The organism is Niabella sp. ZPM-14 (assembly GCF_055693045.2).
The window spans coordinates 1,840,645-1,861,046 of the sequence record NZ_CM181148.1 but is presented as its reverse complement, the minus strand read 5'-3'; the positions used below and the strand labels follow the sequence as shown (position 1 = coordinate 1,861,046).

Genomic DNA, 20,402 nt, shown 5'->3' with positions numbered 1-20,402 from the left:
ATTTTAGGTTGAAATCAGTTTCAATATTTTAAAAGGCGTCGTCCGTACACAAAAGGGCATAAAACACACGCACTTGTGTTAAAGCGTAATAAAAAAGGATGACGGCGTCAATTACTCAGAATCTATGGAACAAAACCGCTTCTCATTTTCAGTTCTACGTTGGTCTAAGGGCTACGTAGATCAGTTTTCGTCGTCGGGCAATCTCTTTAAGTTTTGTTAAGGCCGTATTAAAGATAATATAAAATCCTGCACAAAACCGCAAAAAGCAGAAAAAATTTGCATAAGTCAGAAGAAGGCCGCAAGTTTATCGTAAGACGCTGCAAACAAAAAAGCCAGGTTTTAATTAAAACCTGGCTTCAAAATATGATCTAACTAATAAAAGACTTAGTTCTTAGCGTCTTTAATCATTGAGATAAAATCATCAAACAAATACCTGGAATCATGCGGTCCGGGTGTACTTTCCGGGTGATACTGTACCGAAAATGCTGGTTTACCTTTCACGCGGATCCCCTCAATTGACTGATCATTCAGGTTAACATGCGTGATTTCCACTTTGTCAGATGCTTTAACCGATTCGGGATCTACGCCAAATCCATGGTTTTGCGTCGTAATCTCCGACCGGCCGGTCACCAGGTTTTTCACCGGGTGGTTCAGACCTCTGTGCCCGTGGTGCATTTTAAAGGTTTTGATTCCGTTGGCCAATGCCAGTAACTGGTGGCCCAGGCAAATGCCAAACACCGGCTTATCTTCTTTCAGGATCTCTTTAACGGTGTCCACAGCATAATCCATCGCCGCAGGATCCCCGGGACCATTGGAGATAAAATAGCCATCCGGATTGAAGGTCTTAACTTCAGCCAGAGGCGTCTTGGCCGGGAACACTTTCACATGTGCACCCCGATCCACCATGCATTTTAAAATATGTTGTTTGGTACCATAATCCATCACCGCGATCTTAACCGCAGCTCCGGCATCACCCAGTTCATACGCTTCCTTTGTGGACACTTTCGAAGCCAATTCCTGGCCGCTCATATCAGGCGTATCCGCCAGGCGGCGCTTTAATTCTTCAATATCAAAGGTTTCTGATGAGATGATGCAGTTCATCGCCCCTTTAGTACGAATGTGCGACACCAGCGCCCGCGTATCAACGCCATGAATGGAAACGATGTTGTTTTTCTTAAGATAGGCGTCCAGCGAGCCTTCCGCTCTTTTGCGGGAATAATTTTCGTTGAGGTTTTTAGCAATAACACCCAACACTTTAACACTGTCACTTTCCACATCCTCGGGAATTACCCCGTAGTTACCGACATGCACGGCGTTCATAATAACGATCTGACCATAATAGCTAGGGTCGGTGAAAACTTCCTGGTAGCCGGTCATTCCTGTGTTAAAGCAGATTTCGCCGGTCGTCGTACCGATGGCGCCAAAAGCAAAACCTTCGGCAACGGTTCCGTCTTCCAGTAATAAAATAGCGCGGGATTGTGTTTCAGACATGTATTTTATTTTTTATGTTACCAGCTGAAGTGCTGCTATCATCTTCGTTGCCACGCCCCCGTCCGTACCGGCACGGGCGGGCGCCTGAACGAAAGTCGGCAGGCCCGGTCGATCGTTCCGATTGTCAATCAACCATATAGGAGTTTATCCTGAGTTGGTGGAAGGGGCACACGCTTCAACTGATGGAAAAGATCTCAACAAAAAAATCGTGCAAAAATAGGGCTAAAATTTGGGATTTGATTGCTTTGAAGGTTAAAATTTATGGACTCCGGCGGATTATTTTGTAAATCGCATGTAGAAAATTGCATCATGAATAATCAAGATCAGTTATTACAGCGTATTACCGTGAATTCGCAATCTTTATCCCCGTCATCGCCTGCCGTTTCATTTCAGCAGCAATAGACGGTCCAAGATATCTTTCTATGACGCCATGAACCAGGTAGATCACGGGTGTCATGACTACGGCTACGATGAATTTGTAGATATAATTTCCTACACAGATCGATAGCACCAGGCCGAGACTCCAGGGTGTTCCCTGATTGGCGGACACCCGCGGGCCCACATAGAATGCAATAAAGAGTACTACAAAGCTGTCTACCAGCTGCGATACCAACGTGGATCCTGTGGCCCGGAGCCAGATAGCCCTTTCACCGGTAGCTTTTTTAATGCTGTGAAATACTAACACGTCTAAAATTTGTCCGAGCAGGAACGCGGCCAGTGAACCGATAATGATCCATGATCCCTGGCCTAAAATGATCCGGTAAGCGTCATTCGCATCGTTAATGCCCTGAGCCTGATAATTACCGGTCCAAAAATCAGCAGGGCTCAATGCGATCGCTCCCTGAAACATAATGAAGGTATAAGCTATCAGCGCCGCTGCAATAAATGACAAAAACCGCACCCCTTTGACACCAAAATACTCATTGATAATATCAGTCATGATAAAAACCACCGGCCAAAGCAGCACGCCCGCTGTAAGGTTGAAGGAAAAGTTATTGCCAAAAATTGTAAGGTTAAATGGCGTAATGCCCAGCGTTTTTTCCAGTGAGAATATCTTTACGCCAATTACCTCGGCAATAATAGCGTTGGCGATGAAAAAGCCGCCCAATAAAATGAAGAGTTTGGTCGATTTATCCCCGATGATAGTACGGATCATTGATATAGAAAGTAAAGATGAGCAATAGGATTAGAAAAGCAATGTTGGTGAACACAAGCCACCGGGGCATATAGCGGGTTGGCTTTTTGCCAGCTAAAGTTACAATAAGATATAAAAAGCCGGTTAAAGGCAATGCCACGGTGGCCAGCCCATACCCTGCAAGGATAATGGTGGATGAAATGTTTTCGCTTTCATCTCGCCTTAACATTAACAGCGAAAAGGCCAGCAACATGAAAATGCCGCTAAGGAATGCTGCTTTCGACAATAGTATTAACCAACGCATAAGCGAATTTATCTTGTAAATGTATTATTTTAAACTTAGGCATGATGGTCGTTAGCTAAAAAAAATTAAGGTTTTGTTTCGTCAATTGGCCTGAAAATTTTTATAGGTTTCGTATAAAATAGTATTATTTTGCCCATCACTGAAAAGGTTAATAGTCAATGGCAATCGGGGATCGGTTATTTCTGAAATTCACTTCTGCCATCTCTGTTGTCTGATTCATACATCAAGTAAAAAATAAAACATTCAAAATAATGAATAGTCGGGTGAAACAAGCACTTCCACATGTGTTAGCTATACTGATATTTTTACTGGTATCTGTTCTGTTCTGCAAACCTGTGTTGGATGGAAAAGTGTTAAATCAACATGATACGGGTATCAGCGGATGGAAGGGGTCGGCACAAAATGCTTTTGATGTTAAAGAAAAGACCGGTGTCCTGCCTTTGTGGAGCACCAGTGTTTTTAGCGGCATGCCAAACTACCAGATCGCGATGGATGGAAAGAGTGCCATTCCTGTCGATCTGAATAAAGTGATCGGATTAGGTTTGCCCAAGCCGATGAACTTCTTTTTCATTGCTTGCGTGTGTTTTTACATTCTTTGCGTGGTATTGCGGTTTCATCCGGCCATTGGCATATTCGGCGCCCTGGCTTTTGCTTATTCCACCTATAATCCTATGATCATCGGTGCCGGCCACGAAACCAAGATGATGGCTATCTCTTTCATGCCTTTACTATTAGCCGGATTATTGCTGATCTACACGAAAAGGTATTGGATCGGTCTGGCTGTGGCCACGCTGGGTGCTATGTACGAGTTGATGGCCAATCACCCCCAAATCAGTTACTATTTCTTTTTAGTTGCCGGTGCGGTCACAATCGCTTATCTGGTAAAGTGGATCAAAGACAAAGATTTTAAGCATATCGGAATTTCGTTTGGTTTAAGCGCCGTAGCGGCTCTTGTAGGGCTGGGATGCTATGCTTTAGCCTTTATGTCGACCAAGGAGTATGCAGAATACACCATGAGGGGCGGAAAAAATGTGGAGATCAAAGGCGACGAAGTTAAGGCCGTCAACACGCAGGGTCTGGATGTGGACTATGCCATGCAGTATAGTATGCGAAATGCCGAACCACTTGTCATGTTGATGCCAAAGGCTTTCGGCGGCAGCAGTAGTACTCCGCTGAAGGAGGACTCGAAAGTGGTTGAGAAACTGATCGAAGCTGGCGTACCTGAAATGCAGGCTTCTCAATTTTTAAGTCAGATGCCCTTCCCCGCATATTGGGGAGGAATGATAGGCGCCGGGGAAGTGGGTACTGCCGGACCTCCTTATGTTGGTGCTATCATTTTTATATTAGCGGTCATTGGGTTTGTAGTGGTACGAGGCCCCGTAAAATGGGCGCTTCTGGTAGTCACCGTCCTTTCCATTTTAATGGCCTGGGGCAAGTACTTTTTAGGATTCAATGAATTTTTGCTGAACAATCTACCTCTTTATAATAAGTTTCGTGCCCCATCCATGGCGCTGGTCATTGCGGGGTTCACAATGCCTTTGATGGCGGTGATCACGGTGTACACCCTTTTGTTTACAAAAGACGCCAACGCCCGATTAAAGGACAACTTTAAAAACATATTGTATACGCTTGGTGGTATCACGCTGTTGCTTGCTTTGCTATACCTGGGCCAGAGTTACTCGTCGGGTTTGGATGAGCAGATCATGCAGATGCCTTTGAGTCAGGACGGTAACGACACTTTGAACCGCGCCATAGTAGCCGGTTTAAAAGCAGATCGTCAAAGTATGTTTGGTGGTCAGGTGTTGCGAACCGTATTGTTCATGATCCTTGTTTTAGGAGCGCTGTATGCAACTATGAAGAACATGATCAAGCCGGTTGTTACGGTATCCCTGCTTGCAGTTATTACTTTAATTGATCTTTGGGCGGTAGGTAAGGTGTACTTCAGTGATGAGCAATACATCGCTAAAGATGAACTTCAAACAGCAGAGGCAACGCCTACTCCCATCGACCAGGAAATATTAAAAGATAAAGACCCTCACTTCCGGGTATATGATGTGAGAGGGATGAACGATAACCGTGTTTCTTATTATCACAGGTCCGCTTTGGGATATCACCCGGCTAAACTGCGTATCTACCAGGATATCATCGAACGATATTTCAGTGGTATGCCGAATGAACAGATCCTGAATGTCCTGGATGTACGATACATTATTAATGCCGATCAGCAAGGCCAGCAGCAGTTGATTCCGAACCCTAACGCTTACGGAGCGGCATGGTTTGTGAAAGCGGTAAAACCGGTAGGCACCGATGTAGAAGCGTTGCAGACTATCGGGAATACCAATCTGAAAGATACGGCAGTCGTCCCACAAGGCGCGTTGCCGCAGGGCGCGGCTGTAGTGGCTGACTCAGCATCGAAGATCGAGCTGATAAAATATACCAACGATGAAATTGAATATAAGGCGAATACTGCCTCCGGTGGATTTGCTGTATTGAGTGAAGTATATTACCCGGCAGGATGGAAGGCCTTCATCGACGGAAAGCCCGCCCCAATCGTAAAAACCAATTATTTCATGCGGGGCTTATCGGTTCCGGCCGGACAGCATACCATCAAACTGGTTTTCGATCCGGAAGTGGTCAAGGCGGGAATGAATATTTCTTATATCAGCTCCTGGTTGGTGATGATTATCGTCATCGGTGGATTCTTCATGCAATGGTGGCTGGAACGGAAGAAAGGGGCGGTGGCCAATGGTTCATAGTTTGACGGAACCATATCCTTTTACAGTTATATCCAGTACCTGCCAAATAACATGTCCTGATTAAGATAGCCTCCATAGTACCTTATAAAGTGGTGCCACCTGTCAAAGGAGGAGAGAAGGGCATTTTTTTCTTTTTAAAATACCTGGCACGATATGCAGAAGTCACTGCGTATACAGTGGATGAAAATAGTGGACGGAGCAACGAGGTCGATTTTACATCACGATTGGGAAGTGCTGGTCACAAGCTTCGTTATGTCAACCCCGCTTTGTTTTTTTCGATAAAAAGATCATGCAAAGAAAAAGGTATCCGGCATGTTATTATCGAGCATCCTTACTATGGATGGCTTGGTTATGCACTGAAAAAGCTGGCAGGCCTTAAATTGATCATTCACTCGCATAATATCGAAGCTGCACGGTTCAGAAGCATGAACAAGCCCTGGTGGCGTATGATGCATCTTTATGAAAAGTTTGCACACCGCAACGCCGATTTCAATTTTTTCATTACTGCTGAGGATAGAGATTACGCTATCGCACGATACGGCCTCGACCCGGCTCAATGCGCTGTTATTACTTATGGTATCGAAGCGGTTGCCGCTCCCTCGCCTGAAGAGAAGGCTATATGTAAGGACGCCGTAAGGCAAGAGCTCGGTCTATCCCCGGCAACGCAACTGATTCTTTTCAATGGTACCTTAGATTACAGGCCCAACCGTGATGGTTTAGACCGGATCCTAAACGAGATCAACCCTTACTTGTTAAAGCACAGCCCTGTTCCTTATAAGATCATTATTTGCGGCTTGCGTCTGCCGCAACGTTATGAAAACCTGGAAGCCTTTAAAGACCAGCATATTATTTACAAAGGTTTTGTGAATGATATTGATCAGTATTTTAAGGCGGCTGATATTTTTATTAATCCTATTACTGACGGGGGAGGCATCAAAACCAAGCTGGTGGAAGCCTTGGGTGCAAACACGCCGGCGATATCTTTTAAGGCCGGAGCTTACGGAATCCCTGTATCGGTAACAGGCAGCCATCTTACAATCGTTGCCGATGGGGATAGTGCGGCATTGGCTCAGGCGGTCATCGACCAGTTGCAAAAGCCCTACGCGGACATTCCTGCTGCTTTTTTCCAGCATTTTAGCTGGGATGCGATTGCGAGGAAAGCGTTGAGTGCGATTGATCAGTTATAATGAATTCTGTTAAAGCTTGCAATATGAGCTGACAACTGCCCGGAAAAATGGTCTGGATTAACACAAGAAATTTCTGTAGTAAAAGGACTCTTCGCAATCAACTAAAATAGTATAACGCGATATGTTTTTTACAATTTAAGTTGGAAGATTAGATTCCGGTCTTATCTTCGCCTGCTATCTGCCAGGTTTCCGCTTTTAAAGCCTCACGAAAATCTGCTTGTAACAATGACATCGTTGCCCGTTTAAAACTAAACCGATTTATTAAATCAATAACAACAAATTCAATAGCCAAACAAACCATGAAAAATATTATTTATGGCCTTCTAGCCTTAGGATTGATGACTATCGTAGCATGTACTAAAAAGAACGACGCAGCCGAACCTACGCAAACAGTTTATGATTATATCAAAGAGCTTGGGTTTAAGGAGAATGAAATAGTTGATGCCGGGGACGAATATGTTGTGGATGGGGACATACTATTTTCTAAAAACGTTAAAATAGGCATTTCGTCGGCAGGTACCGCAACAAATGCAAACCCGGATGGAGAGATTTCTTATGTTAAATATGACGTTCAGCCTAACGTGACTGTACGAATTGATCCTTCGATGAATGAATATTTAAACGAGATTAATGGGGCTATTGATTTATGGAACGGCGTGCCCAATTGCAGGGTCAAATTCACACTGACTAATTCTGCAAATCAGCACGTTTTAATTGAAAAAGCTGAATGGGGTGATGAAGTTTGCGGAGCTGCATCTTTTCCTTTGAACAATTTGCCGGGTCGTTTAATAAGGATTAATAGGGATAAAATGGATACAAACTCTTTCGAGCAAAGAAAAAGAGCTATAGCACATCAACTAGGACACACAATCGGACTCAGACATACGAACTGGCAAGGTTATAACAATTTATCAAGACCATTTCCGGACAAAGAGGCCAGAGACTCTGCCATGCAAATTCTGGAGATTTCGGACGGCATTTACATTCATTCTTTATTGAATGGAAGCGAATGTGGAATTGGTCGCACACTACTTTCTGGCTACGATATTCTTGCTTTTCAATTTCTTTATCCACCGAATCGCCGTGCTCCAAAGACAGTACCTATTTTAAGATATCTATATCCGATAAGAGGCTATGAAAAGCTTGACCACTTGTTTACAACCGGTCTGTATGAGGGGACAGTTGCAGTGTCAAACGGCTATATCTTTGAAGGAGTTGGGTTTTTCGCTTTTCCTGAGCCGCAACCGGGAACAGTTCCGGTGTACAGATATTATCGGCAAGATCTTAATGATCATTTTTACACCACGAGGCAGAGTGAAGGAATTGCGAAGCCGTGGTATACCTATGAGGGCATAGTATTTTATGTTTACGCTTCCCAAACAAACGGATCTGTTCCTGTGTACCGGTATTTTAATTTAGCAGAAAATGATCATCATTATACGAAAGATAAAAATGAAGCAAATCTTTCGGATTATGTTTACGAAGACGTGGCCTTTTACGCATATTAGGTTTTTCGGAAGAGGATGTAGGTCTTGGGTTGATTTACTGTGGACGATGGGTGATAGCAAACTTCAAGCATCCAGAGTTATATTCCTTATCAAAAGTCTGAACTTTCGGATTTCGGACGTTTATGGGGCTGAACAGGTAACCCTTCTACAAGCGCTGATATTGAATTTTTAGGCTGGATTAATTCAACGACTGCTAGCTCTTCAATATTTCTAGGAGGCCCGGGCTGCTTAAGCGACGAAAGTGGGAAACAACAGCCTGCCTTTTATAGACGAGACGTTTTTACCCATTGTTTAACTTAAACGATTCGGTAAACAGCTTGATCGGGAACCTTTTAAATAATAATCCCCGGCACAGAAAAGTCTGTGCCGAAGATTAGTCAAGTCCCAGAAAAGTTTACTGCTGGGCTATTTCAAAGTTAGCGCCACTTTTCACCGTGAAATTGTTGTTAAGCAACACGTATTGTAAACCGTTTAATGTAAGTTTTGCTCCGCTGTTAACAGTCACATTTTGGGTCACCACAGCGCAGCCAGCAACAGTAGTATTTGTAGACACTGTCTTGTTAGTATAATTGACTGGTGTACAATTTGTCGAGTCCACAGAACGGGCTGTTGTTCCTTCATTGCGCATAATATCTTTTGTTTTTGCGCATCCGAAGCTAACTGTTAGGACAAGCCCAAAACATAGCCACCGCCATAGGACGTTATCTCTTTTTTTCATAAAATTCTTGTTTATTTTTTACGGAAACATGTAATCGGTATTCAGCATTGATAGTTCATATGTCTTAAATACATTACGATAGGAATTTCGTGCGAGGTTACCTTTGAGCAGCTTTTAGCTCTGCAACCTGCTGCTGCAGTTCTTGCACCGATTTAATCAATACAGGGATAAGACCGGTGTAGTTTACCAGCTTTTTTCCCTCTGAGTCGGTCCTTACCAATTCAGGGAATACCTTTTCGAGCTCCTGGGCAATAAGACCGATTTGATTATGGTCGTTTTCGCCCAAAGGATTTTTAAGAAGATTGTAACTTACAGGCCTTAACTTGGAAATAGCCGAGAGACCTGATTTCAAAGTAACTATGTTAGTTTTGGCGCGTAGATCGGAATAATTATAAACTGTTCCAACAGCAAGGTCGTTAAACGTGCTTGTTTGCGAGTTATAAAACACACACCAGTTGTTATTGGTAGCTATTCGGCCATTAAAAATGTCAAACTGGAAAAACTTGGTGTGAGCATCTGTAGCAGTCAAAAAAAGACTCCCATGCATCACATTGGCATAATGCTGAATAGGAGAGACTGCTCCAACAGTCAAAAGGTTGTTTGAATATTTGATTTGAGCAAAGGACACGGAACTGGCAATTAAAAGCGCAGCAGTAAGCAATTGTTTTTTCATTTTTAAAATTTTGGTGTTAAGAATTGGTGTTAAAAAAATTGCGTAAACTTAGAATGTAACGTTAGCATACAAGGTTTGCGACGTAAATATATGAAGTATTTTCAATATGCGAAAAAGATTTTTATTTTTAATAATTAATCTTTTGCTAGTTTAAATAACTTATTACCCAAACAGGAAAAGAATGTTATACGGATTATTTTTTATCAAGAGATATTTAGAACAACTGATAATGTTTCCTTTTGTCCTCATAGGCAAACTAAAAGCTCGTAGATCTCCGTTATGCGAAGAGTTTGATATTTTTTTCTTTTTCCCTGGTTATGCCATTGGGGGGGCGGAAAGAGTGAATGCGGAAATAGTGAAATCGTTTCCTGATAAAAAGATTATCATATTTTTTACTAAAAGATCGCCGAACGCGGGTATGAGACATTTCTTTTCAGCGCCAAATGTGACTTTAAAGGATATCAGCTCATTGACAGATAATAAATTTCGGTACTGGAATAACTTTATCTATAGGGGTATATGTAGTAGCTATATCAATCTTCAAAAATCAAAGCCTGTAGTTTTTATAGGCCAGTGCAACTTTGGATATAAACTGACTCCGCATATAAGGAAAGGTGTCCACATATATGAGTTGATACATATGTTAGATAGGAATTTTACGTGGGTGTGGGCTCCGTTTATAAAATTTATTGAAGCCAGGGTGGTTTTAGCAAAGCATTTTCAAAAGGAGTTTTCAAAACTGTATAGTATCTTAGGAATACCGTCTGCCTATGCCGAACGAATCATAGTTATCAGAAACTGTTTAGAGCAAATCCCAACGCTATATCCGAAGTCCTCCTTTTCATTACCATTGAAAATATACTACGCGGGACGGGGAGGCCCTCAAAAGAGACTTTGGCTGATAGTAAGGATTATTGAAGCGTGTAGAAAGGAAAATTTACCAGTACAGTTCAAGTTAGCAGGGCCATTCGAACAAGAAATGCCCCAAGAGCTTATCGACGGTGACATATACGTTGGAGAAATAAAGGGCGGGGATGATATGTACACCTTTCATCAACAAAATGATGTGCTTTTGATGACGTCCGCCTGGGAAGGCTTTCCTATAGTTATTATGGAGGCGATGGCTTACGGGTCAATTGTGCTCACGACCGATGTAGGCGCCATTCCAGAGTTCATTCAGGATGACGCAACGGGCTTTTTGGTAAATAACCTGTTGGATGAAGATGCTTTGGTGAAGAAGTTTGTTGATAGAATCACTCTGATGTGCGGAGATATAGGCATGTTAAACAATATCTCTTTGAACGGCTACAATTATGTTAGTGAAGCATTCTCCAAAGAAGAGTTTATAAACAGTTACAGAAACCTGCTGTTAAAGAATTGATTCTAGATTTTTTTTATGCGTTATGAAATGAAAGGTCATAAGCATCTTTGAGGTGACTCCATTACGTAGCAGTGCGCCAGGGATTTTTGCCTGTGCTGAGATCATCGATTTTAACACCGGATGGATGGGCCCCGAGTAACCGTATTCCCGGATTTGTTTCTCATGCTTTATATTAAAGTTTCGCAGGAAGCGCCAGTTATAATCATACACCAGGATGTTTTTAAGCTTTTCAATGCCCATTTTGTTTAGAACGTGGAAGTGCTCGGGAATCTCTACGGCTCCGATATTCTTAGTGTAGGCGGTCACCTGCGATTGGCTCATGTAGACATTTACCAATGGCTGGTTGATATAAGCCAATTTATCAGTTTCGATGCGGCGCCTGTACATGTCTATATCTACCAGCCACTTTAGTGCCGGGTCGTATAAATGTTTTCCATCGTTCTTATGCATGGTCACGCTCGGCGGACCTATAAAATTTTTGGCTACCAGTATTGAAGGCTCTTTGTCTGCTTGCAACAAACGAAACTTTTCAGGGAAGACCTGCTTTTCTGTATTGTTGTGTTCATAACTGTTCATGTAGGCCGAGAAGATGAATGCATCATTATTTTTTTTTGCGCAATCTGCAAAATGTTGCAATGACGATTTATCAGAAAACCAGTCATCGTCGTGCATCAGCTTGATCCAGAACCCTTTAGCTAGTGAAATGGCTTGGTTCCAGTTGCGGGGCGTGCCCAAAGCAGTATTGTTTTTATAATAATGTAAAGGCAGCTGATGCTTATATCGTTCGTATACCCCCTGCACCTCGTCGTCAGGGCTGTCATCGGTAAGGACGACCTCAAAGTCGCGGAAGCTTTGAATAGTTATGGATTGCAGCAACCGCTCCAGATACTGGCTTCTTTTATAAGCGGGTATGCAAATTGAAATAAATGGCATTTGTTAGTCGTTCTTCGTAGCGAGTGTGAATAGGTGAAGTTCATGAATTTTTTTCTGAAGAGAAACTGTAAATCCACAAAATTTCAGCAACTCATTCACTAAATCTAGAGAAAAGACATGATGATGTACGCACCTGTTATGAAAGTTAGCTATGGTTCTTTCTTTCAGATCCTTAAGACTGTTTATACCCGGGTCTTTTGCAATCAAATGGGATTGTAGTATCTCGGCGAAATGAGTAGCGTCTGTCTCATCTACATTATTGATATAATCGTCCAGCAAGTGCTGAAAACTGGTGTATGGCCTGTTCATATCAAATGTTATTTCCTTGTTTGGTACGATCAATGCGATTTCTCCCTTAGATTTCAATACCTCCCTCCAGCGTTTTAATGCTTTTATGGGATTGGCAATGTGTTCCAGGCTATGGCAAGATAACAAGAAGTCATAGCGGCTGTTCTCAATGCCATTTAGGTCTGCAGCTTCTGTAATATATTGCGTTCCTTTGGGGTATCCTTTCAGGTACTGATAATTCTGTCCGGACATGATATTCCCTTCCCAAACCGTGCTGGTATTAAAGTTGACCCCGTCAATACGAGACGCGTACAAATAAGCTGGAAAATAACTCTTTTGCTTAAAGAAGTCGCTCGGGCCTCCAATTTCGATTCCGGTTTTTCCCTTTAAAGATCTTGCCGATGCGATGGTATCCCTTTTGTCGGTATGTCTAAGCGAACTTATCGCAGTGATTATGGAGTCAGATAACTTCAAGGATTTGCTTTTTTAATGATTGAAAAAGGACCAGAAAAATAAGCTATTTCAATGCCTTGCAAAGGGATTTTTTATCGCTTATTTCATACCTTGGCAAAATAATTTGTTTTTAAACAACAATGAAAAATGTTTTTGGTGTAGTTATACTGTATCATCCTGCAAATGATGTAATTCAAAATATTACAAGTTATGCGCAGAAAGTGTCGAGGCTCTACATATTTGACAATAGCGAAATAATTAGCCCGTTGGATTTCAGCGTGCTGGGTGATAATATCGAATATATTGCTGATGGAGTAAACAGAGGCATCTCCGAACGCTTAAATCAGGCTGCTGTCGCCGCGATTAAACAGGGAGGTGATTGGTTACTCACCATGGATCAGGATTCTTTCTTTGATAAGCAAGTTCTGGACAGCTATTTTTCTTGTGTTTATGAGTTCAAGAATAGAGGCAAAGTGGCCATGTTTGGACTAGAGTATGAACACAGACGTGATCATTTAAACTGCCAATCAGAAGAGACGACTTTTTTAATTACTTCTGGCAGTCTGGTTAACCTTTCCTTATTCGAGCAAAATGGCGGTTTCGATGAACGCTTGTTTATTGATGAGGTGGATTCTGAATATTGTTTTAAATCAAATAAAAACGGGTACAAAACTGTAAAGTTCAATAACATTTTCCTCAATCACTCACTTGGTACTGTATCGACTCATCGATCATTAAAGAGTTTAAAGTTGACGCCTCGTACCCTCCATTCCCCAATCAGGGTTTATTATATGGTGCGAAATTACCTTTATGTAAGTAATATATACCGAAGAGAGCAGCCGAAAACGTTTCCTAAAAGAAAAGCTGCTATTTTAAATCGAATAAAGAATAATTTTCTTTATGGTGAGAAAAAGGCGCTTCTTATTAGATATTTAATTTTAGCATGTTGGCATTACAAAATCGGCAAAATGGGCAAACTGAATTAATTTTTATATGGCACCTACTTTCAAAAATATAATTAACGGTGTTGGCAAAAAGGTGAAACAAGTTTTCAACAATCCTTATAAGGATTTTGGTATTGGCTGGATTGACCTTAGGGTTTTAAAAAATATGCCCAAAAAAGAGGTCTATGAGCAGCATTTTTTGAATGGAAAAATCCGGTTTAATGATGTTTCAGAGTTTTTGTATGGCCTGAAAGAAATCTTTATTAATAATATTTATTGCGTAAATCTGGATAATAAACGTCCCGTGATATTGGATTGTGGTGGACACATCGGGTTGAGTGCAATTTACTTTAAACGGATGTATCCTAACGCTAAGATCACAGTATTTGAGCCCGACGAGAAGAACTTTGCTTTTTTAGAAAAGAATGTCTCAGCGCAAGGCTATAGCGATATTCTTTTGAGAAGAGAAGCCATTTGGAATCAAAATACTACACTTAGGTTTGCATCACAAGCTTCCATGTCAAGTAAAATTGTGAACGGCGAGGGATACGGGCACGAGGTTGAAGCTGTGAGATTAAAAGATTTACTAACAAACGAAGTGGATTTTCTTAAGCTGGATATTGAAGGCGCGGAGTATGAAGTATTGAAGGACGTTACGGAAAAATTACACTTGCTTAAAAATATTTTTATCGAGTATCACGGTCTTTTTTCTCAGCAAAATGAACTTTTAGATATGCTGAACTGGGTGTCTGATGCGGGGTTTACATTTTATATAAAAGAAGCACATAATACATACCCTCATCCATTTAACCGGGAGACTAATGATAAAAGCAGCTATGATGTACAATTGAACATATTCTGCTTTAGAAAACACTAGGAATTATTCTCTATTTCCTTCAAAAAAAGAGCCAGCCCCTTCCTTTTTTCATTATCCAGCTCATAACTCAGATTCACCGAAAAGTATTTTTTGAGGTCATATACTCCGTTTGCATGTTCGGCGGCGATCTCATCGATATGCTGCAGGCCATAAGCATTAGCCGCATCAAACTCTTCAATAAAACCGTGCGGTAGCTGTTGGGTGCTGACCCAGGCGGCAAATACAAATGGCAAACCTGTCGCAGCTTTCCATTCTCCCGCGAGGTCATAGATGTATTGGTGATTCTTCCGCTGTTGCAAGGCCCTGTCTCCAATGATCAGGGCGGCTGTATCGCCTTTGATCTCGTTAATATAGGACTCATCCCGGGCATCCACCAATTCAGGTGAAATCTTCCAATGATGTTTCACCAGCCATTTTAAGAGCTGCACAGAAGAACGGCTTTGATAATCCAGGTATATTTTGCTTATTTTTTCGATCGGCTGATCGCTGAATAGGGCTACTGAAGCTACCTCTCCCACCGCGCCGATGCAATAATGGCCATTGATGACATAGTGCGGCAGCTTTGGTATCACTGCCACCGGCACCAGCCCTAAATCAATTTCACCGTTGTTCAGCATGGTGGCGAGAGACGCCGGGTAAGCTTCGACCAGCGTTATTTTTTCTTTTATAGGCAACCTTTGAAGGCCATAAATGAGCGGACGTGTATTCAAATAGCTTACAATTCCCACTCTTATCTTTTGTTCCAATCTTTATTCCTTTATTTTTGCGCGAAATTAGCAGGTTTCCAGGTTTAATGTTCTACGTTCAACGTTAAACTTGTTCAACTTTAAACATTAAACAAAATGTCTTTAACCGCCATTTCGCCCATCGACGGCCGCTATAGCAAGCAAGTGCAGGGACTTCAGGAATATTTCAGTGAATATGCATTGATTAAATATCGTGTCATAGTAGAAATTGAGTATTTGCTATTATTGTCAGACAAAAAATTTCTGAAACTTTCTGCAGCAGCGAAAAAGCATTTGCGCGGGTTGAAGGAATCCTTCAGCGTTGCACAGGCTGAGGCGATTAAAGAGATCGAAAAAACCACGAACCACGACGTAAAGGCGGTTGAATACTTTTTAAAGTCAGAACTAGACAAGACGGATGCCGGCGAGGCGAAAGAGTGGATCCATTTTGGCCTCACTTCGCAGGATATCAATAATACGGCTATCCCTTTGCTTTGGAAGCACAGCCTTGAGTTTGAACTACTCCCGGCATATCTGAACCTGCAAAATCACCTGTTAGAGCTGGCCCAGCAATGGAGGGAAATTCCGATGCTTGCCAAAACGCACGGTCAGCCTGCATCTCCTACAAGGTTGGGCAAAGAGATCATGGTGTTTGTAGAGCGACTGGAGCATCAGATCCAGTTATTTTCCTATATTCCTGTTGCTGCAAAATTTGGCGGTGCTACCGGCAACTTTAATGCCCATTACGTAGCCTATCCAAAAACCGACTGGATTAAATTCGGAAATCATTTTGTAGAAGAAGTACTGGGTCTGCAACGTATGCAGTTTACTACGCAAATAGAACACTACGATAACCTGGCGGCCCATTTTGATTGCATAAAACGGATCAACACCATCTTGCTGGATCTGTGCAGGGACATCTGGACTTATATCAGCATGGACTATTTCAAGCAAAAGACAAAGGCGGGTGAGGTTGGTTCTTCTGCTATGCCACACAAAGTAAACCCTATCGATTTCGAAAATGCCGAAGGAAATATAGGCATGGCGAACGCTATGCTGGAGCACCTGGCTGCCAAACTCCCGGTCAGCCGCTTGCAACGTGACCTCACCGATAGCACGGTGCTCAGAAATATTGGTGTGCCTGTAGCCCACACTATTATTGCTATTCGGAGTATTGAAAAAGGCCTTGGCAAGCTTGTTTTAAACGAGGCCAGACTTAAAACGGACCTGGAAAACAACTGGGCGGTGGTAGCCGAAGCGATTCAAACGATATTAAGGCGTGAGAAATATCCAAATCCTTACGAGGCTTTGAAAGATCTTACAAGAGGGAAGGAGGGCATTACAAAACAATCGCTGCACGAGTTCATTGGCACTTTGAAAGTGCCGGCCGCCATCAAGGCGGAGCTGAAAAAGATAACGCCCCATAACTATACCGGCATCGTGGCAAAATATTAATTCATTTTGGAGCGAACTACCTTTCCTTGAAAAGAGGCATAAAGCTGTGGGTTGAAATAATACTGATCAAAGTGTAGCATCCCGTTTTTTAAGGTTAGGTAATCCCATATAATGTTCATTTTTATACTGCCATCTGCCGTGTTGTTATAAGTCATTTTTAGCGTGGTTCTGCCAGCAGATTGTATAAGCTCCCATTTGGAAATTTCATGCTTCGAACCACTATTATCTTTTTCGTATCCGGTAAAATCCTTATTAAATAAATAATATTCGTTGTCAAAGCTTTCGGTATTATCATTGGCTCCCCTTGTATAACCTAGTATACTATTGCCTAGCATGCCATAAACTGACTCAACCTTCCATCGAGATGAAGTTAAAAGAGCAGCGTCAACAAGAGTATCTTCTACCTGCCTTTCAATGACGGTTTCTTTGGTGCAGGCTGTTGTTGTGAAAAGTGCTGAAACAATAACAGAAAAAAATAAGATAAGATAGGCCAGTTTTGAAGTTCTCATAGTTTTATTTTTTGTAGAAGCGAATATAGTCGCAATATATCATATTTTGAAATGATTTTAGTAGTTTGTCCTATAGACGTAGGAAAAGGCGAAGAGTATTTCTGTTGAAAAGACGGGACGCTTGTCAAGATCCAATTTCCTTCTTTTGTTAGTGGCATCTCCGGTCTAAATTCCCTATGTAGAATAAATCCTCCATTCTGGACATAGCGTCTTCAATAATGATTTATCATTTGTCATAAGGCTGTAGAATCGCACGTTCCTTGACAAATCTTATAGCTCATACGTGCATCGTGGCTGAATATTAATTTCGGAACACGTCTGTCAGCGCTATTGAAAGCTCTGGAAATGCGGTGCTCGTAATGGTATCTTGTATAAACTGCGGATCGGTGGAGTCGTACACGCCTTCTTTCAGCGTGTATTGGTTGATCGCGTTGGTGTCCGGGAAAACGATCCAATATTCTCTTACACCGTTTTCTTCATAAAGATTGTATTTATCATTCATGTCTTTTTTGGCCGTGTAAGGGAAATGATTTCCACGATCAGGTCCGGTGCGCCGATGCATCCGCGTTCATCAATCTTAGATTCATCGCAGATCACGCAGATATCAGGCTGCACGACAGTGTATACTTCATTATCCGATTTTGGGTGCTTCGTCAGACGGACATCGAGAGGAGCGAAGAAAGCTTTGCAATGACTTTTTCTTTCGGTCTAATTGAGATATATCGGTGATCATTGACAGCAATTTTCTCAAAAATACAAGTTATTTCAGAGGCTCCTTATTCGCTATTAACAACAGAGCCCGCAAATTATGCGGACTCTTAAATGTAAATAAAGCAATTTAACTAAAGATTTTATTGTTTCCTTTTGGATCGTATTACTTTCCCTTGGAAAGACATATATAGCTCTGGATTAAAATAGTATTCATCAAAATGTAGCATACCATCTTTTAAAATGATATAATCCCAAACGATATTCATTCTTCTGGTACCGCTTTTATCATTATAATAAATCATTTTTAAAGTTACTCTGCCTTCCGATTCCAAAAGCTCCCACTTGGGAATTTCGTGTTTTACTCCGTTGTTATCTATCTCATAGCCGGTAAAATCATCATTAAAAACGTAATACTCATTATCAAAGCTTTGCGTGTTGTGTTCGTGACCCCTGGTATAGCCAAACACATTGTTCCCAAACATGCCATAGACCGATTGCATCTGCCATGAGGAGGAAGTTAGAACCTTGGCATTGACGCGGGCAATATCCTTGTCTTTCGAACATGACATCGGGAGTAATAGAAGTAGCGGTGTGATAGTTGCCAACATTCTCATAATCGTTTGTTTTGTCTTTTTCATTAAGTGTTTTTTTTAAAATTATAAAAGCTTAGCAATGGGGCTTATCTCATAACGATCTTAGATATATGAGGTAAGCATTTCAATTTATTTATGAATCTCGCTGGTAAAGTGAAACTCAATATCAGGGTTATTACTGATCTCCGTATTCAAGAACCATTCACTTTGCGCCAGGTACACTACGTGCCCGTCCTTGTCTTCACCAGTATTAGCTAATTTGAACTTTGTAAATTCATCCAGCTTCTTTTCATCTTTACTGGTCAGCCAGCAGGCTTTGTAGAATGGTAAAGCTCTGAATTCCACCGATGCGCCGTATTCGTGAAGTAACCGGTATTGAATCACCTCAAACTGAAGTTCACCCACGCAGCCAATGATCTTTTTCGTTCCGCCAAATTGCGTAAACAGCTGGGCCACGCCTTCGTCGGTCAATTGGAGCAAGCCTTTTTCCAGCTGCTTGGTTTTCATCGGGTCTTTATTCACGACCTCTTTAAAGATTTCCGGTGAAAAAGATGGTATACCTGTAAAGAAGAAATTTTCCCCTTCTGTAAGCGTATCTCCGATCTTAAAATTACCCGTGTCAAATAAGCCCACCACATCGCCGGCATAAGCATCTTCAATCACGCTTTTATCCCGTGCCATAAAGCTATAGGGGTTGCTGAAGCGCACGTCCTTGTTAAGCCGCACGTGATGAAAATATTTGTTTCTTTCAAACCTGCCGCTACAGACGCGGAAAAATGCAATACGGTCGCGGTGCTTAGGGTCCAGATTCGCATGTATCTTAAATACAAAGCCACTCAGCTTCGGCTCTTCAACGTTCACTTCTCTTTCGGTCGTCTCGCGGCTCTGTGGTGTCGGTGCAATGCGAATAAAAGTGTCCAACATTTCCTTAACGCCAAAGTTGTTGATCGCACTTCCAAAAAATACCGGTGATACTTTAGCCGCCAGGTAATCGTCCACGTTAAGTGGTCCGTTCACGCCGTCCACTAATTCAACATCCTCCCGCAAGGCCGCCGCGTCAGCCTTTCCCAGTTTATCTTCCAGCACCATATCGTTGATGTCAGCGATGGCAATGGCATCTTCGTCGTCGGCCTTGGTGTTGGCCGTAAAGAGCCGCAGGTTTTTATCATGCAGGTTATACACACCCTTAAAATCCTTGCCACTGTTGATGGGCCAGGTCATCGGGTGTAATTGGATATTCAATTCTTTTTCAATCTCTTCCAGCAGGTCAAAACGGTTTTTCCCGTCGCGGTCCATTTTATTAACAAACACAATTACCGGTGTATCTCTCATGCGACACACTTCCATCAGGCGGCGTGTCTGATCTTCAACGCCATTCACGCTGTCCACAACCAATATAACGCTATCTACCGCAGTAAGGGTTCGGTACGTATCTTCCGCAAAATCTTTGTGGCCCGGGGTATCCAGGAGGTTAATGAGAGTGCCGTTATATTCGAAACTCATCACGGAAGTGGCCACCGAAATACCACGCTGGCGCTCAATTTCCATAAAATCCGAGGTCGCCGATTTTTTGATCTTATTGCTTTTTACGGCGCCGGCCACCTGGATAGCACCGCCAAAAAGCAGGAACTTTTCCGTCAGCGTTGTTTTACCGGCATCCGGGTGACTGATGATGGCAAAAGTCCGCCGCCTCATAATCTCGTCGTGAAACTTCATTCGTTGTCTGTTAAAAGGCTGCGAAGATATTAGGATTTCCCGACT

General features: G+C 42.2%; 20 protein-coding genes. 7 read left to right on the top strand and 13 right to left on the bottom strand.

The features are described from left to right. Window positions 1-384 precede the first annotated feature (384 nt). The 3 genes from carA to ACU37H_RS07920 form a co-directional block, all read right to left on the bottom strand. Window positions 385-1,491 (bottom strand): glutamine-hydrolyzing carbamoyl-phosphate synthase small subunit, encoded by a 1,107-nt coding sequence (gene carA, locus ACU37H_RS07930; RefSeq protein WP_472702065.1) that lies wholly within the window; start codon window positions 1,489-1,491, stop codon window positions 385-387. Window positions 1,492-1,831: 340 nt separating this feature from the next. Then, window positions 1,832-2,647: a queuosine precursor transporter gene (locus ACU37H_RS07925; protein WP_472702066.1), complete on the bottom strand. Its 816-nt coding sequence runs from the start codon at window positions 2,645-2,647 to the stop codon at window positions 1,832-1,834. Further along, entirely contained in the window at window positions 2,622-2,930 is a 309-nt protein-coding gene (locus ACU37H_RS07920; protein WP_472702067.1) for a hypothetical protein, read from the bottom strand. Before ACU37H_RS07920 ends, ACU37H_RS07925 begins: the two co-directional genes overlap by 26 nt. Before the next feature lie 263 nt (window positions 2,931-3,193). Between ACU37H_RS07920 and ACU37H_RS07915 the strand changes: the two genes are divergently transcribed. Then, window positions 3,194-5,686 (top strand): YfhO family protein, encoded by a 2,493-nt coding sequence (locus ACU37H_RS07915; protein WP_472702068.1) that lies wholly within the window; start codon window positions 3,194-3,196, stop codon window positions 5,684-5,686. A 92-nt stretch (window positions 5,687-5,778) separates the two neighbouring features. Beyond that, a complete protein-coding gene (locus ACU37H_RS07910; RefSeq protein ID WP_472702069.1) occupies window positions 5,779-6,873 on the top strand; it encodes a glycosyltransferase family 4 protein in 1,095 nt (364 codons plus the stop codon). Window positions 6,874-7,021: 148 nt separating this feature from the next. Here ACU37H_RS07910 and ACU37H_RS07905 read toward each other — a convergent pair whose 3' ends face one another. Further along, window positions 7,022-7,165, bottom strand: a complete 144-nt coding sequence (locus ACU37H_RS07905; protein ID WP_472702070.1) for a hypothetical protein — start codon at window positions 7,163-7,165, stop codon at window positions 7,022-7,024. 7 nt (window positions 7,166-7,172) lie between these two features. On the opposite strand from ACU37H_RS07905, the gene ACU37H_RS07900 reads away from it, so the two are divergent. Then, window positions 7,173-8,381 (top strand): M57 family metalloprotease, encoded by a 1,209-nt coding sequence (locus ACU37H_RS07900; RefSeq protein ID WP_472702071.1) that lies wholly within the window; start codon window positions 7,173-7,175, stop codon window positions 8,379-8,381. A gap of 394 nt (window positions 8,382-8,775) precedes the next feature. Here ACU37H_RS07900 and ACU37H_RS07895 read toward each other — a convergent pair whose 3' ends face one another. After that, window positions 8,776-9,099, bottom strand: coding sequence for a hypothetical protein (locus tag ACU37H_RS07895; RefSeq protein ID WP_472702072.1), 324 nt, complete (start codon window positions 9,097-9,099; stop codon window positions 8,776-8,778). A 97-nt stretch (window positions 9,100-9,196) separates the two neighbouring features. Next, window positions 9,197-9,772, bottom strand: coding sequence for a tail fiber domain-containing protein (locus ACU37H_RS07890; RefSeq protein WP_472702073.1), 576 nt, complete (start codon window positions 9,770-9,772; stop codon window positions 9,197-9,199). Between the two features lie 181 nt (window positions 9,773-9,953). Here ACU37H_RS07890 and ACU37H_RS07885 point away from each other — a divergent pair, with 181 nt between their 5' ends. Further along, a complete protein-coding gene (locus tag ACU37H_RS07885) occupies window positions 9,954-11,153 on the top strand; it encodes a glycosyltransferase family 4 protein (protein WP_472702074.1) in 1,200 nt (399 codons plus the stop codon). Here the strand turns inward: ACU37H_RS07885 and ACU37H_RS07880 are convergent. Then, complete coding sequence (locus ACU37H_RS07880) at window positions 11,142-12,086, bottom strand: glycosyltransferase family 2 protein (RefSeq protein WP_472702075.1); 945 nt, start codon at window positions 12,084-12,086, stop codon at window positions 11,142-11,144. The genes ACU37H_RS07885 and ACU37H_RS07880 overlap by 12 nt on opposite strands. Window positions 12,087-12,089: 3 nt before the next feature. After that, window positions 12,090-12,848 (bottom strand): class I SAM-dependent methyltransferase, encoded by a 759-nt coding sequence (locus tag ACU37H_RS07875; RefSeq protein ID WP_472702076.1) that lies wholly within the window; start codon window positions 12,846-12,848, stop codon window positions 12,090-12,092. Window positions 12,849-12,967: 119 nt separating this feature from the next. Here ACU37H_RS07875 and ACU37H_RS07870 point away from each other — a divergent pair, with 119 nt between their 5' ends. Together ACU37H_RS07870 and ACU37H_RS07865 are read left to right on the top strand one after the other, a co-directional pair. Continuing rightward, window positions 12,968-13,813 (top strand): glycosyltransferase family protein, encoded by an 846-nt coding sequence (locus ACU37H_RS07870; protein ID WP_472702077.1) that lies wholly within the window; start codon window positions 12,968-12,970, stop codon window positions 13,811-13,813. A gap of 7 nt (window positions 13,814-13,820) precedes the next feature. Continuing rightward, window positions 13,821-14,648, top strand: a complete 828-nt coding sequence (locus tag ACU37H_RS07865) for an FkbM family methyltransferase (protein WP_472702078.1) — start codon at window positions 13,821-13,823, stop codon at window positions 14,646-14,648. Here ACU37H_RS07865 and ACU37H_RS07860 read toward each other — a convergent pair. Then, window positions 14,645-15,394: a menaquinone biosynthetic enzyme MqnA/MqnD family protein gene (locus tag ACU37H_RS07860; protein ID WP_472702079.1), complete on the bottom strand. Its 750-nt coding sequence runs from the start codon at window positions 15,392-15,394 to the stop codon at window positions 14,645-14,647. The genes ACU37H_RS07865 and ACU37H_RS07860 overlap by 4 nt on opposite strands. Window positions 15,395-15,490: 96 nt before the next feature. Between ACU37H_RS07860 and purB the strand changes: the two genes are divergently transcribed. Next, on the top strand, window positions 15,491-16,828 hold the full coding sequence (gene purB / locus ACU37H_RS07855) for an adenylosuccinate lyase (protein ID WP_472702080.1): 1,338 nt from the start codon (window positions 15,491-15,493) through the stop codon (window positions 16,826-16,828). Here purB and ACU37H_RS07850 read toward each other — a convergent pair. The 4 genes from ACU37H_RS07850 to ACU37H_RS07835 all read right to left on the bottom strand — a co-directional run bounded on the left by ACU37H_RS07850 (window position 16,825) and on the right by ACU37H_RS07835 (window position 20,357). Continuing rightward, on the bottom strand, window positions 16,825-17,337 hold the full coding sequence (locus ACU37H_RS07850; protein ID WP_472702081.1) for a hypothetical protein: 513 nt from the start codon (window positions 17,335-17,337) through the stop codon (window positions 16,825-16,827). The two genes, purB and ACU37H_RS07850, sit on opposite strands and share 4 nt — an antisense overlap. A gap of 301 nt (window positions 17,338-17,638) precedes the next feature. Next, complete coding sequence (locus ACU37H_RS07845) at window positions 17,639-17,899, bottom strand: Uma2 family endonuclease (RefSeq protein ID WP_494407596.1); 261 nt, start codon at window positions 17,897-17,899, stop codon at window positions 17,639-17,641. A gap of 289 nt (window positions 17,900-18,188) precedes the next feature. Further along, window positions 18,189-18,686, bottom strand: a complete 498-nt coding sequence (locus tag ACU37H_RS07840; RefSeq protein WP_472702083.1) for a hypothetical protein — start codon at window positions 18,684-18,686, stop codon at window positions 18,189-18,191. A gap of 84 nt (window positions 18,687-18,770) precedes the next feature. Beyond that, the gene (locus ACU37H_RS07835) at window positions 18,771-20,357 is read right to left on the bottom strand and encodes a peptide chain release factor 3 (RefSeq protein WP_472702084.1); all 1,587 of its coding nucleotides are present in this window, start codon (window positions 20,355-20,357) and stop codon (window positions 18,771-18,773) included. Between the last annotated feature and the right edge of the window lie 45 nt (window positions 20,358-20,402).

What these genes read in the sequence shown, in the direction of transcription:
- ACU37H_RS07925 (WP_472702066.1), bottom strand. Translation starts at nt 2,647, where the DNA reads ATGATCCGTACTATCATCGGGGATAAATCGACCAAACTCTTCATTTTA.
- ACU37H_RS07900 (WP_472702071.1), top strand. Translation starts at nt 7,173, where the DNA reads ATGAAAAATATTATTTATGGCCTTCTAGCCTTAGGATTGATGACTATC.
- ACU37H_RS07870 (WP_472702077.1), top strand. Translation starts at nt 12,968, where the DNA reads ATGAAAAATGTTTTTGGTGTAGTTATACTGTATCATCCTGCAAATGAT.
- purB (WP_472702080.1), top strand. Translation starts at nt 15,491, where the DNA reads ATGTCTTTAACCGCCATTTCGCCCATCGACGGCCGCTATAGCAAGCAA.
- ACU37H_RS07845 (WP_494407596.1), bottom strand. Translation starts at nt 17,899, where the DNA reads ATGCATCGGCGCACCGGACCTGATCGTGGAAATCATTTCCCTTACACG.
- ACU37H_RS07890 (WP_472702073.1), bottom strand. Translation starts at nt 9,772, where the DNA reads ATGAAAAAACAATTGCTTACTGCTGCGCTTTTAATTGCCAGTTCCGTG.
- carA (WP_472702065.1), bottom strand. Translation starts at nt 1,491, where the DNA reads ATGTCTGAAACACAATCCCGCGCTATTTTATTACTGGAAGACGGAACC.
- ACU37H_RS07835 (WP_472702084.1), bottom strand. Translation starts at nt 20,357, where the DNA reads ATGAAGTTTCACGACGAGATTATGAGGCGGCGGACTTTTGCCATCATC.
- ACU37H_RS07850 (WP_472702081.1), bottom strand. Translation starts at nt 17,337, where the DNA reads ATGAGAACTTCAAAACTGGCCTATCTTATCTTATTTTTTTCTGTTATT.
- ACU37H_RS07885 (WP_472702074.1), top strand. Translation starts at nt 9,954, where the DNA reads ATGTTATACGGATTATTTTTTATCAAGAGATATTTAGAACAACTGATA.
- ACU37H_RS07840 (WP_472702083.1), bottom strand. Translation starts at nt 18,686, where the DNA reads ATGAAAAAGACAAAACAAACGATTATGAGAATGTTGGCAACTATCACA.
- ACU37H_RS07920 (WP_472702067.1), bottom strand. Translation starts at nt 2,930, where the DNA reads ATGCGTTGGTTAATACTATTGTCGAAAGCAGCATTCCTTAGCGGCATT.
- ACU37H_RS07865 (WP_472702078.1), top strand. Translation starts at nt 13,821, where the DNA reads ATGGCACCTACTTTCAAAAATATAATTAACGGTGTTGGCAAAAAGGTG.
- ACU37H_RS07880 (WP_472702075.1), bottom strand. Translation starts at nt 12,086, where the DNA reads ATGCCATTTATTTCAATTTGCATACCCGCTTATAAAAGAAGCCAGTAT.
- ACU37H_RS07895 (WP_472702072.1), bottom strand. Translation starts at nt 9,099, where the DNA reads ATGAAAAAAAGAGATAACGTCCTATGGCGGTGGCTATGTTTTGGGCTT.